The following is a 13,243-nucleotide window of genomic DNA, read 5'->3' as shown; positions in this document are numbered from 1 at the left end:
TTGCTCAGCACCTGTTGGCGCCTCTGTGCCGCCTGGCGGCATAGAAAAGCATGTCAGGTCTGTACCCACTACGACAGAATTTCAGTTTCTCACTACATTCCCAAGGATGAAGGATGGGGGACTGATTGTTTTGACCAGTTGAGTGCTAAGAAACTTATGCAATTCATAGTCACTGCGCAAATTGAATCGCCTCATCACTAAGTACTTCTGTGAAAAAACAGTTTTAATATTGATGCTGAGCTTGCCTGCAATCTCAGGCATTGTTCTCCCGGCATAAAAAAGAGTCATAATTCTGGCCTGCTGAAAAGAAAGTGCTTTGCGGGGGCAGTGAAAGCAAACATTCTCTTCATGATGCCATGCATTCAGATTATACTTCTCCCATATGTCCTGAATAAATAACTTAGTCCATTCCACAGAGGAGTTCATGGTGATAAACACCATATCCTGAAAACAAGTGGGCCGCTGTACACGCTTCGAATCCAGACTATCTACGACACCAATAATGACACCCTGCCTCCTGTGTCGTAATTCATAAATACAACTAATACTTTCTCCGGGCTGAAGCCTAATGATAATTAGATCTGCCTTCTGAATACTATCAGTTGAATAATCTGGTAAAAAACAAACATTCTGTAGCCCTTGATATCCAAGGGCATCTGACAGTACGTATTTCATCCCATTCAGCCAGAAAGCATCTTCTCCTTTAATTAATACACTAATCATTAAACACCGTGACACCCGATAAAGAAATACCAATAACCGCATTCATGCAGATGACATTATCCGCATACACATAAAGTAAAAAAAATATATAATAATAAATTTTTTATTACATGCCAATATAACTCAAGAGAAGTAATTGAAACTATTTTAATTAGGATTCCATTGCCTCATCTAATGATAGCACCATACCGTAAAAAATAAAATGAATTCATAGCTCAAATATAACACCAAAAACAAAACGCAATGGTGTTTAAGAAATTATAAATATCAACAGTATATCCTAGTCTGCATGATAACTATCAGTTATACGAAATAGTAAATGTAGTTACAGTTTTTATCTGACCGGATGTCAGAGATCCTCCTTTATAAAAATAATACGAATCCAAATTCATAATCTGTGAGGCTTGTGCATTATTAGTAACGGTGAGGTTTTGACCGAGTGTAACAGGGGAATTGTTATAAACCATCTGTATACCTACGTTATCATTTCCACTTTCTGTATTAGCCAGCACATCATTATTACCCGACATAGCGGTACCTTCAAATTTCGTTTGTAATAACATACCTGGAGTACAGGTGAAATTTATAGTAAAACTTTTTTTGGCCGGATATCTTCCTGGACCATTCCTCCTTAAGTCCGTACCGTTCACCTGAGGAAGCTGGACGGTTTGGTCCGGATTTCCAATAGTGCATGTTGGTGCATTGACTGAAACCTGATTACCTATTGCCAGATAATTATAAATTGTTGTATTTAAAGGGCTTACCTGACTTGTACTTGTCATCGCTTTAACAAGAGGATTTGGCAATGTAATTCTACCAGAAGTCATATTACCGATAGAATAAAACTGTATATAAATCCCAGTAATTCCTGCAGCCCCCCCTGAACTGTTATGTAAATACCAGTACGTTGGTGTATTTCCAACATACGTTAGAGAAATGAACGAAGTCCATACTTTGACGCCAACTCCAGGAACAGATGTTGCGTAAATATTGGCATACGCTGTTGGTGTCAATGGTGTATTAAATGCAAGATACATGTAGGGAACAAACCCACAATTACCTAACGAAGCGTAAGAAGCATTAAATGGTCCGTAGGCAGGTCCAATTGGCTGTCCGGGTTGAGTCTGAGGCGGTACCGTTATAGTTGCTGGAGTTAAAGAAACAGTTGTGGTTACAGGAGATGGGGAGCAATTCGCGCGTGCCTCATTAGTATAAAAATTCACCAAAATAATAAAAGTAGCAATTAAAAATACCTTCTTCATTTCTTCCTCTGCATCTAATATTTAGTAGACATTAACACATCATAAGACATGAATAAGTCATTAAAACAATCCACTCAAATAAATCTAAATTGAACAAGATGACATGAGTGGCCAGTAGTTATTATTGACACTTTATATCCAAGGCAATAATATGTGAATTGCTATCTTTTAACATGGTATCTGAAACTAAATATTTGGAATTACACTGCTGATCTTTGCTCTCTCCCCACTTAGCTATCAGATTTCCATTCACTTCCGCACCAGTCAAATAAACCTGACCAGAATCACCAACAATAAAACTATTTGAGTTTTGAGATAAAGATAATGTTACTATCGCGCCGAATGGAACAGGCTGCCCGTTCTTCTGAGTCATATTTATAAGTATACGCAATCCGACATTCGCCACATATTCAGCACGAACTACCGCACCGCGTGTAGGAACAACCGTAGCGGTTGTAAGATCCAGCTCGACGTCATTCGGCAGCGTTTCAGTACTCAGCGTCACGTCATTTTTCCTGTATGGCGTGATGTTACTAACTGCCGTATAGCCACGCCAGTCGGTTTTGGCTCCGGTCTGGTTCTGAATACCAACGCCCTTCGCACCCGGTGCCTTCACCAGCACGTTGGTTTCACCTAACGGCTGCGAGAGCGTCACGCCATCGGCATGGGCGATAACGCCGCCCTGCAGGCCGTAGTTCAGACGGTCACTGCTTTTGTCGTAGGCATAACCTGCCGTGACTTCACCGTAGGTCCCTTTGTAATCACCATTCATGTTGCCGGTGTAGCCCACACCGTCAGTGCCGTAACCCTGCTGTACGTTCCAGCTTAGCGCGTTGTTTTCCAGCGCCATGCCGTTGATGCCCACAGAATGTGTAGTGCCGTTGTTTTTGCTGGCGTTCATATTGTAGTTGGCCCACGTCTGCGGCAGGAATTTCTCTAGCGGAATGCTGACGTTGAATGCCACAATCTGGTCTTTGTCGTAGCTCATGCTGCTGTTATTACTGGTGTCATTGCTGCTGTTGCCGTAACTACCGTTACCATTTTTACTGTAGGTGTAGGTCAGTCCGTAACTGATGCCACCCCAGTAGTTGTTGTAGCTGGCGCTGTAGGATTCCGTACTCTTGCCGGAATTCCAGTAGTCCTCTTTCACTGCACTGAGTGACATAGACCCGAAGCTCTGGCCCAATGACTGGCTGACCGTCATCTCTGCGCGGTTGCGACGGCGGTCATTGAGTGCGCTGCTGTCGCCATACGAGTCCAGCACTTCCTGCATACCGTAATAACCTGCCGTCGAGTAGCGGTAACCCGCAATGGCAAAGTTGGTTCCGGTTTCCGCAAAGTTTTTGCTGTAGCGAATGCGCCATGACTGACCGTTCTCTTTATCCTGGTTTTTCGGCGTCGACCATGCCTGAGTCACGTCGGTAGAGAAAGCCCCGAGATCGCCCATATTTTTACCCACACCTGCCGCCAGCGACTGGTACTTGCTCGACTCCTGGACTCCACCGTACAGCGTAAAGCCATGCGGCAGACCGTAAATCGCCGTCCCCTGAGCAAATGAGGTCTTATCCACGCTGCTGCTGTACGAGCGATACTGCCCGCCGGTAACAGCAAACTTCATCCGCCCTTCACGCTGCAATACCGGTAGCGAAGCAAATGGTACGGTGAAGTGCTGCTCGCTGCCGTCGGCTTCCTTGATGGTCACCTCCAGGTCACCCGCACCGCCAGTCGGGTACATGTCGGTGATCTCAAACGCACCCGGTGCCACATAACTCTGGTAAATCTGATAGCCGTTCTGGCGCACCACCACCTGGGCATTGGTGCGGGCAATTCCGCGCACCACAGGGGCATAGCCTTTCAGCGAATCTGGCAGCATGTCGTCATCGGATGCCAGCTGCACGCCGCGAAACGGCATGCTGTCGAACACATCCGCAGGCGCGGAGCTGTCACCGGCGGTGAACTGAGCTTTCAGTGGCACTATCGAGCGCTGGGCATAGGTATAAACCGTATCCCATTTGTCCTGACCTGAACCATCGCGGCTCCAGGTGGAATAGTTGCGCAACCGCCACGGGCCGATGTTAATGCCCGGACGCAGGTTGGCGTACTGGCTGTTGCTGTCGCTGCTGCTACCGCTACGTGCCCAGCTGTTGGCGCCGCTCAGGCTGTAGTTGAGCATCAGCGCGGTAATGCCGTTGTCCCACTGCTCCGGCGGCACGTAGCCACGGGCCTGCATGGCGATAGCGGCCTGGGGAATGGTCAGCGCCAGACGCTGGCTGCTGAACTGGAACTCCGCCGTGGCCTGGGGAATAGCTGCCAGCCTGGCGCACTCTCCGCCTTTATTCAGGTCCGGAAACAGTTCGGTTTTCACGCCCCAGCCTTTCAACTGCTCCACGCTCAGGCAGGGCTGCAGGCTCTCTTCGCCGTCAGGCCCTTTCACCGAATCGAACTGCACGTCCAGGGTGTCGACCAGTTGCTCATCCAGCATCACGTCAACATGGTATTTGCCCGGTGCCTGCGAGCCGGACTCGAACGCCGACAGGTCCGCGTGACCTGTGCCAGGATTTTCAAGCTCAACCAGTTTAGGGTTAAAGTAGTCACGCGCATCAGCCAGACTACTGTGCCCGCCAACTGCCATCGCGACAAAGAAAGCCAGCCTTGCCGGGCGAAATAATGTTTTCCGTGCCATCATCATTACCCTTTTAATCCTTTAATTATTATTTGTTGTTATTAAATGCTGGCGTTATGCACTTCTCCGGTGCCACCGTAGTCATTAATCACTTTGAATGTTACTGCCCCACCACTGACGCCCGGCGGTAAAGCGAAGCGCGCGCTGCTGCCCGGCAGGACATAGCTGACGTCGTTAAGCTTTTTACCGTTGACGGTAATTTCATTAAAATTAATCACCAGGCTGGTCGGGTTGGTTACCTGAATCTGGTTACCGCTGCGCTGCCAGGTTAATTTCTCCGCCTGATCTTCCGGCAACTGGCCTTTTAACGCCGCCGGGCGATAAATCAGCTTGATGCGTGTTTTCACCGCTATTTGCAGGGTATTGTCTTTGGCTGCTGCCGATGGAATAGCTTTAATATTCAGCCAGTACAGACTCTCTTTATCCTGCGGTAATGTGCCTGCCAGTAAAATACGCTCAACGTTCTGCTGGCCTTTATCCAGTCGGTACAACGGGGGAGTGATAATAAAAGGCGCTTTCTCAGCGCCATTACCTGGCACTTCGACCCATGACTGAATTAAATACGGCGTACTGTCCGGGTTATTGACGCTCAGAGAGGCTTCCTTTTTATTTCCATCATAAACAACACGGGTTCCGCCAATAATGATGCCGGCATTTGCAATCGTGCACCCTGTGATAATGGAAATACATATGATCATTACTTGGATAAAAAAGTTCATACACTGTCTCAATTTAAAAAGGGCCGATAATCCGGCCCTGATTTTTTCCGGTAACGGAACTTAGTTGTAAACCACAGAGAAGTTAGCTACTGAGTTAGCCGGACCTGCAGTTACTGCTGCTGCGGTAGATTTGTACTGTGCGTAGAAATCCAGGGTGTTGTCTGCAGTGGAAACCAGGGTGTAACGATAGCCGTTGTCACCGTGCAGGCCCAGGTCAGCCTTGTCAGCAGTCATCAGGTTGATGGCCACACCAGTTGCTGCGCCAGCAACAGAGCTATCAATTGCCAGCAGAGAAGAGTTAGTGGTATCTGGCTTGCCGTCGAACATTACGTGAGCAGAGGTCACGGTAGCTGGGCAGTCTTTCAGTACGACATTGAATTTCTTAGCAGCAGTAGTATCACCAGCTGCAGTAAATTCAGACTTATTGTACTGACCCAGAGCCACAGTCTGATTCTGAGAAGCCACGTCAACGGTGCAGGCAGCATCCAGAATTTCGCCTGTGAAGTTTACTGTGCCAGCCGCAGCAAAAGCGTTAGACATAGACAGTACAGCTGTAGCAGCGATAGCAACGGCGATCAGATTTTTTTTCATAACTTTATCCTATAAATATTAATTTTTCACCCGGACGTATTAAAACGTCTTTATCAAATTAAACTTGATAAATTCAGTCAGGTATTTTCCATTTCAGTATTACAAAATAGTTTTTCACCCTGCTCTTACCGCCAATCAGTAGTGACGAAACGCTACTTTTAAGCTTAAGAGTGGAGGCCCATTTTGCTTAAGGTGAAATTTATAGAAACACTTATTTCCTGGCAATTAATTTTAGTGTCTACGTTTAGACACTGATAATTCACTTGACCAATGATATAACAAATAAGAAACAAACATAAACAAACAATAAACAGTGAAAGCGCGCAGGCCAGCTTAAATAAAACATATCGAGCCACCTATAAATTCATTATTTTCCATACATTAGTGGCTAGAAGTAAGATTCTAAAAAAACAAGTGTCTATTTTTATACACACGTCATTCTTCGCCATCAAAATACGCATAGAAATCGTTTAATTACCTTCCTGACTGAAAATTTCAAGGCGTTATCTATTTCTTTGGGTCAAGTGTCTATTTTTAGACACCACTCTCTGCATTGACTCTGTACTGAAGGCGTTAATAATCGCACTTAATATTTTCTTGATGAATTATTAGATCGACACATTTATGAATAAAACCATGAATATTGATGCCAGAGACTCCACGCTCTGTGCCGATAATGCTAAGCCCGTAGATGCCTTTCAGCAGCTCATGGCGCACCTTGCCATCGATACGATGAGAGTAGACATACCGAAAAGCAAAGTCCTGAGCTACAGCCAGGGGGGCGGCAAGGTCTGCTATATCCTGCATAAAGGCAGTGTGGCGATACATCGCCGGGGAGATGGCATTGTGATGATCTCTGAGGCAGCGCCGTTTATCTTCGGCCTGAGCAATCAGGACAACATCACCGATACTTCCTACTTGCGCACACTTGAGGAGTGTGAAATCAGCACAATCACGTTGCGAGAGGCCAACCAGATTATTTTGCAGGAGAACCTGTGGAAATCGCTAACGTTGATACTGCTCTACACTATGTCCCGTATCTATGAGCACTGCACACAGCTGCATCAAATGTCCTCCTACGACATCATTCGTTTTCAGCTGAACGAGTTGGCGAAAGAATCTGATGAATTCAGGATGAAAACAACGGTGGCGAACTATATTAAAAGCAGGACATATTTATCGCGCAGCGGGATCATGAAGATCCTGCAAGAGTTACGCACGGGGGGTTACATCACCGTGGAAAAGGGAGTACTTAAAGGCATCAACTATCTGCCGAAAAAGTACTGAGCTACACCCTTTCTCCTGCTCTATTCTGGTTAACTGGCTGCGCTCTTACTTTGACTACAAAGGAAAGAAGTGATGAAAAAGCCGTTTCCCCCGAAAGACCTGAATGAAACGTCCCAGAGTGGCGTTGAATTAATTGAAAGGATCACACCTTTACTCACCTTCAAAGAGTATCCAAAGGGATCAAAGCTCTTACATGGTTACGGAGAAGAAGCTAAGAGCTATGTCATTACCGAGGGGATGTTTAGCATCTACAGGGATGCAGACGATCTGATGCTGGTGTCCATGAAGGGGCCTGCGCTAACGGGTTTTTCTACCTTCGCCTTTAATAACAACGCCACTTTCATTAAAACCATCACGCCCTGCAAGATTGCCGTGCTGGCACAAGGTGAGGCAGAAAAGATTATTGACCAGCACAACCTATGGAAACTGTTGGCCTTGCATCGTGGTGAAACGTTACGAAAGCTTTTTTATTTCCACACCAGCCTCATCACCCCCACCGCCTACGAAGCCATCCGCATTCAGCTACTTTTGTTGATGAATGAACCTGAAGAGTATCGCCTGTCTATTCCGGTCGAGAGCTATATCCGCCAGAAGACCCTGATGTCACGCAGCGGCATCATGAAGATCCTCAGCCAACTGCGCCAGGGCGACTACATCAACGTCGAGAATGGGAAACTGATTAGTGTGAATAAGCTTCCCGATCGGTATTAATCTGCACTACACCTGCATGCCCATCACTTCCTGATACGCAGCAACCAGCTTGTTTCTGACCTGAATACCCATCTGCAACGAAACGGATGATTTTTGCAGGTCGGTCATCACATCGTTCAATGCAACCCCCGGCTCGCCTAAGGCAAATTTCTGCGCCTGCGCTTTGGCGCTGTTTTGCGTTTCGCTGATGCGGTCGAGTGCGGCGGTAAGCTGCCCGGCGAAGCTGATGGTGGGCTGCTCTTCCACCTGCTGATTGCGGGCGACGCTGGCCGCGGCCTGCATCTGCGTCAGAACCCCTTCAATACCTGTAATGGCCATATTGATCCCCTGGTCGATGTCATGGGGAGTGAGATTAGCAGTTTGTCAATGAGATAAAGGCGCTAATTAACGCTAAAAAACCCGACTATTTGGACGATGGAAAATTCTCAGACGGCAAATAATGGCATCAGTACCCCTTTGCCTTTGCCGACCGGGAGTCAGCCTTGCTTTTGTACACGTTTAACGCCATCGACCTGGATTCACGAGGTGCGCAATGAGCGCGACCGCGGCCACGCCACAATCAAAAATGCCAGAGTGGGTCGCTCGCCTGCGCGCTAACCCGAAAATCCCTCTTATGGTTGCCAGCGCTGCCGCGGTGGCGATCGTCGTCGCACTTGTGCTGTGGGCAAAGCAGCCGGACTACCGCACGCTGTTCAGTAACCTGAGCGATCAGGACGGCGGTGCCATCGTCACTCAGCTTCAGCAGATGAATATTCCTTATCGCTTTGCTGACAGCGGCGGCGCGATTGAAGTGCCAGCCGACAAAGTGCACGAGCTGCGCCTGCGCCTGGCGCAAGCCGGGCTGCCCAAAGGCGGTGCGGTCGGCTTTGAGCTGCTGGATCAGGAAAAATTCGGCATCAGCCAGTTCAGCGAGCAGGTGAACTACCAGCGCGCCCTGGAAGGCGAACTGGCCCGCACCATCGAAACCCTCGGTCCGGTGAAAAGTGCCCGCGTGCATCTGGCGATGCCAAAACCCTCGCTGTTCGTGCGTGAGCAGAAACTGCCTTCCGCCTCCGTGACCCTGAACCTCGAGCCAGGCCGTGCGATGGACGAAGGCCAGATCGCGGCGGTAGTGCATCTGGTTTCCAGCGCAGTGGCGGGCCTGCCGCCGGGCAACGTGACCCTCGTCGATCAGGGCGGTCACCTGCTAACCCAGTCCCAGACCGGCGATCGTGACCTTAACGACGCGCAGCTGAAATACGCCTCTGATGTAGAAGGCCGCGTACAGCGCCGTATCGAATCGATCCTGTCGCCAATTGTCGGCAACGGTAACGTCCACGCGCAGGTCACCGCGCAGATCAACTTCGACAACAAAGAGCAGACCGAAGAGCAGTACCGTCCGAACGGTGATGCTGCACAGGCCGTGATGCGCTCCCGTCAGGTGAATGAAAGCGAGCAGGTTGGCAGCCCGAACCCGGGCGGCGTGCCGGGTGCGCTCTCCAACTCCCCTGCCCCGGCGCCGAATGCACCGATCTCCACGCCTCCGGCGAACCAGCAGGCTGGCGCTCAGGGCCAGCAGCGCAATACCAGCACCAATAACCAGAGCGGGCCGCGTAACAGCTCGCGTAACGAAACCACCAACTACGAAGTCGACCGCACCATTCGCCACACCAAAATGAACGTCGGCGACATTCAGCGCCTGTCGGTGGCCGTGGTGGTGAACTACAAAAATCTGCCGGATGGTAAGCCGCTGCCGTTGACCGCCGATCAGATGAAGCAGATTGAAGACCTGACCCGCGAAGCAATGGGCTACAACACGACCCGCGGCGATACCCTCAATGTGGTGAACTCGCCGTTTACCGCGAATGACGACACCGTTGGCGAACTGCCGTTCTGGCAACAGCAGGCGTTTATCGACCAGATGCTGTCCGCCGGACGCTGGCTGCTGATTGCCCTGGTGGCGTGGATCCTGTGGCGCAAGGCGGTACGTCCGCAGCTCCTGCGTCGCGAAGAGGAAGCGAAAGCCGCACGGGAAGAAGCGAGGCTTGAGCGTGAAACCAGCGAGGCCGTGAAGGTTCACATCAACAAAGATGAACAGCAGCAGAGCCGTCGCGCCAACCAGCGCCTGAGCGCCGAAGTGATGAGCCAGCGTATTCGCGAAATGTCAGACAACGATCCGCGCGTCGTCGCGCTGGTCATTCGCCAGTGGATGAGTAACGACCATGAGTAATGCCACCCTTAGCGGTACCGATAAAAGCGTCATCCTGCTGATGACCATTGGCGAAGACCGCGCGGCGGAGGTGTTCAAGCACCTCAACACGCGCGAAGTGCAGACGCTCAGTGCAGCAATGGCCAACGTGCGTCAGATCTCCAACAAGCAGCTGACCGAAGTCCTGGCTGAGTTTGAGCAGGAAGCCGAACAGTTTGCCGCACTGAACGTCAACGCCAACGAATACCTGCGCTCCGTGCTGGTGAAGGCGCTCGGTGAAGAGCGCGCCAACAGCCTGCTCGAAGATATTCTGGAAACCAACGAAACCACCAGCGGCATCGAAACCCTCAACTTTATGGAGCCGCAGAGTGCCGCCGACCTTATTCGCGACGAGCACCCGCAGATCATCGCCACCATTCTTGTCCACCTCAAACGTGGCCAGGCGGCGGATATTCTGGCGCTGTTCGACGAGCGCCTGCGTCACGACGTGATGCTGCGTATCGCTACCTTCGGCGGCGTGCAGCCAGCGGCGCTGGCGGAGCTGACAGAAGTGCTGAACAACCTGCTCGACGGCCAGAACCTCAAGCGCAGCAAAATGGGCGGCGTGAGAACGGCGGCGGAAATCATCAACCTGATGAAAACCCAGCAGGAAGAAGCGGTCATCACCGCCGTGCGCGAGTTCGACGGCGAGCTGGCACAGAAGATCATCGACGAGATGTTCCTGTTCGAGAACCTGGTCGAAGTGGACGACCGCAGTATCCAGCGCCTGCTGCAGGAAGTGGATTCAGAATCCCTGCTTATCGCTCTCAAAGGCGCCGAGCAGCCGCTGCGCGAGAAGTTCCTGCGCAACATGTCGCAGCGTGCGGCGGACATCCTGCGCGACGACCTCGCCAACCGTGGCCCGGTGCGTCTGTCTCAGGTGGAGAACGAACAGAAAGCGATTCTGCTTATTGTGCGTCGTCTGGCGGAAACCGGCGAGATGGTGATTGGCAGCGGAGACGATACCTATGTCTGATGCCATGCCGTGGAAAGTCTGGCAGCCTGACGACCTGGCCCCGCCGATGCAGGCCTTTGTGCCGGAAATTGCCGAACATACAGACACCGAGCCGGTCGATGAAATATCGGAGGAGCAAAAGCTGCAACAGCAGCTGGCGCAGATCCAGATGCAGGCCCATGAGCAGGGCTACAACGCGGGCCTCGCCGAAGGTCGCGCTGCCGGGCAGTCTCAGGGGTATCAGGAAGGATTAGCGCAGGGCCAGGAACAGGGTCTGGCGCAGGCCCAGCAGCAGCAGGTGCCGCTGCACGCCAGAATGCAGCAGCTGGTGAGCGAGTTTCAGCACACCCTGGACGCACTCGACAGCGTGATCGCCTCTCGCCTGATGCAAATGGCGCTGGAAGCCGCTCGCCAGGTGATAGGCCAGGCGCCGATTGTCGATAACTCGGCGCTGATCAAACAGATTCAGGGGTTGTTACAGCAGGAGCCGCTATTCAGCGGGAAGCCGCAGCTGCGCGTCCATCCGGATGATTTACAGCGCGTCGAAGAGATGGTCGGCGCCACGCTGAACCTGCACGGCTGGCGGCTGCGCGGCGATCCTTCACTGCATCACGGTGGCTGCAAAGTCTCCGCCGATGAGGGCGATCTCGACGCCAGCGTTGCCACGCGCTGGCAGGAGCTGTGCCGCCTGGCCGCTCCGGGAGTCATCTGATGACCGCCCGTCTGACCCGCTGGCTCACCACGCTGGATAACTTCGAGACCAAAATGGCGCTGCTGCCGTCGGTGCGCCGCTACGGGCGACTGACCCGCGCCACCGGGCTGGTGCTGGAAGCCACGGGGCTTCAGCTGCCGCTCGGCGCAACCTGCGTCATTGAGCGTCTGGAAAACGGTGAAGTGCGCGAAGTGGAGAGCGAAGTGGTCGGCTTTAACGGTCATCGCTTATTTCTGATGCCGCTGGAAGAAGTGGAAGGCATTCTGCCTGGCGCACGCGTCTATGCGCGCAACGCTTCGGGTGACGGCCTGCAAAGCGGGAAGCAGTTACCGCTTGGTCCGGCGCTTTTAGGCCGCGTGCTCGACGGCGCAGGAAAACCGCTCGACGGCCTGCCCGCGCCTGATACCACCGAAACCGGCGCGCTGATCACCCAGCCGTTCAACCCGTTGCAGCGTACAGCCATTGAACACGTGCTCGACACTGGCGTGCGCCCCATTAACGCCCTGCTCACCGTCGGGCGCGGCCAGCGTATGGGCCTGTTTGCCGGTTCCGGCGTCGGCAAATCAGTCCTGCTCGGCATGATGGCGCGCTACACCCAGGCCGACGTGATTGTGGTCGGGCTTATCGGCGAGCGTGGTCGTGAAGTAAAAGACTTTATCGAAAACATTCTCGGGGCAGACGGACGCGCGCGTTCAGTCGTGATCGCCGCTCCAGCGGACGTCTCTCCCCTGTTACGTATGCAGGGCGCGGCCTACGCCACGCGCATTGCCGAAGATTTTCGCGACCGCGGTCAGCACGTTTTGCTGATCATGGATTCGCTTACCCGCTACGCGATGGCTCAGCGAGAAATCGCCCTCGCCATCGGCGAACCGCCTGCCACCAAAGGCTACCCGCCTTCGGTGTTTGCCAAGCTGCCCGCGCTGGTGGAACGCGCCGGGAACGGCATCAGCGGCGGCGGATCGGTCACCGCCTTTTATACCGTGCTCACCGAGGGGGACGATCAGCAGGATCCGATCGCCGACTCGGCCCGTGCGATCCTTGACGGCCACATCGTGCTGTCCCGCCGCCTGGCGGAAGCGGGCCACTATCCGGCCATCGACATCGAAGCCTCCATCAGCCGCGCCATGACGGCGCTCATTACCGAGAAGCACTACGCGCGGGTGAGAAACTTCAAACAACTGCTCTCAAGCTTCCAGCGCAACCGCGACCTGGTGAGCGTCGGCGCCTATGCCAAAGGCAGCGACCCGATGCTCGACAAGGCCATCGCGCTGTGGCCGCAGCTGGAGGGCTTTCTGCAACAGGGTATTTTCGAAAAAGCGGACTGGAATGACTCCCTCCAGGCTCTGGACATCATCTTCCCGGCCGCTTAACAG

At 52.2% G+C, this 13,243-nt stretch carries 12 protein-coding genes; 6 read left to right on the top strand and 6 right to left on the bottom strand.

The genetic code is table 11. The features are described 5' to 3' along the window. Positions 1–81: 81 nt before the first annotated feature. From CRO87_RS21040 to CRO87_RS21025, 5 genes are all read right to left on the bottom strand, one after another. The gene (locus tag CRO87_RS21040; protein ID WP_176504348.1) at positions 82–723 is read right to left on the bottom strand and encodes a LuxR C-terminal-related transcriptional regulator; all 642 of its coding nucleotides are present in this window, start codon (positions 721–723) and stop codon (positions 82–84) included. Positions 724–1,022: 299 nt separating this feature from the next. After that, entirely contained in the window at positions 1,023–1,985 is a 963-nt protein-coding gene (locus tag CRO87_RS22630) for a fimbrial protein (protein WP_141398726.1), read from the bottom strand. Positions 1,986–2,106: 121 nt separating this feature from the next. Continuing rightward, on the bottom strand, positions 2,107–4,674 hold the full coding sequence (locus CRO87_RS21035) for a fimbria/pilus outer membrane usher protein (protein WP_097164869.1): 2,568 nt from the start codon (positions 4,672–4,674) through the stop codon (positions 2,107–2,109). A gap of 35 nt (positions 4,675–4,709) precedes the next feature. Further along, positions 4,710–5,366, bottom strand: a complete 657-nt coding sequence (locus tag CRO87_RS21030) for a molecular chaperone (RefSeq protein ID WP_255252527.1) — start codon at positions 5,364–5,366, stop codon at positions 4,710–4,712. Positions 5,367–5,447: 81 nt separating this feature from the next. Then, positions 5,448–5,978 carry a fimbrial protein gene (locus CRO87_RS21025; RefSeq protein ID WP_097164867.1) on the bottom strand — a complete coding sequence of 177 codons (531 nt, stop codon included), beginning with the start codon at positions 5,976–5,978 and terminating at the stop codon, positions 5,448–5,450. Positions 5,979–6,602: 624 nt separating this feature from the next. On the opposite strand from CRO87_RS21025, the gene CRO87_RS21020 reads away from it, so the two are divergent. Together CRO87_RS21020 and CRO87_RS21015 are read left to right on the top strand one after the other, a co-directional pair. Beyond that, positions 6,603–7,265 carry a helix-turn-helix domain-containing protein gene (locus CRO87_RS21020; protein ID WP_097164866.1) on the top strand — a complete coding sequence of 221 codons (663 nt, stop codon included), beginning with the start codon at positions 6,603–6,605 and terminating at the stop codon, positions 7,263–7,265. Positions 7,266–7,337: 72 nt separating this feature from the next. Further along, positions 7,338–7,976, top strand: a complete 639-nt coding sequence (locus CRO87_RS21015; protein WP_097164865.1) for a winged helix-turn-helix transcriptional regulator — start codon at positions 7,338–7,340, stop codon at positions 7,974–7,976. A 6-nt stretch (positions 7,977–7,982) separates the two neighbouring features. On the opposite strand, the gene fliE is transcribed toward CRO87_RS21015, so the two are convergent. Beyond that, positions 7,983–8,294, bottom strand: a complete 312-nt coding sequence (gene fliE / locus CRO87_RS21010; RefSeq protein WP_097164864.1) for a flagellar hook-basal body complex protein FliE — start codon at positions 8,292–8,294, stop codon at positions 7,983–7,985. 214 nt (positions 8,295–8,508) lie between these two features. Between fliE and fliF the strand changes: the two genes are divergently transcribed. From fliF to fliI, 4 genes are read left to right on the top strand one after another with little or no spacing between them, the layout of a single operon-like run. Beyond that, positions 8,509–10,185, top strand: a complete 1,677-nt coding sequence (gene fliF / locus CRO87_RS21005; protein WP_097164863.1) for a flagellar basal-body MS-ring/collar protein FliF — start codon at positions 8,509–8,511, stop codon at positions 10,183–10,185. Further along, positions 10,178–11,179 carry a flagellar motor switch protein FliG gene (gene fliG / locus CRO87_RS21000; RefSeq protein ID WP_097164862.1) on the top strand — a complete coding sequence of 334 codons (1,002 nt, stop codon included), beginning with the start codon at positions 10,178–10,180 and terminating at the stop codon, positions 11,177–11,179. The genes fliF and fliG overlap by 8 nt, the downstream gene beginning before the upstream one ends. After that, entirely contained in the window at positions 11,172–11,870 is a 699-nt protein-coding gene (gene fliH, locus CRO87_RS20995; RefSeq protein WP_097164861.1) for a flagellar assembly protein FliH, read from the top strand. Before fliG ends, fliH begins: the two co-directional genes overlap by 8 nt. Next, positions 11,870–13,240, top strand: a complete 1,371-nt coding sequence (gene fliI, locus CRO87_RS20990) for a flagellar protein export ATPase FliI (RefSeq protein WP_097164860.1) — start codon at positions 11,870–11,872, stop codon at positions 13,238–13,240. Before fliH ends, fliI begins: the two co-directional genes overlap by 1 nt. Positions 13,241–13,243 lie beyond the last annotated feature (3 nt).

Source organism: Enterobacter sp. CC120223-11, assembly GCF_900215375.1.
Taxonomy (GTDB): domain Bacteria; phylum Pseudomonadota; class Gammaproteobacteria; order Enterobacterales; family Enterobacteriaceae; genus Scandinavium.
The sequence above is the reverse complement of the archived record's forward strand: the minus strand, read 5'-3'. Positions and strand labels throughout refer to the sequence as shown.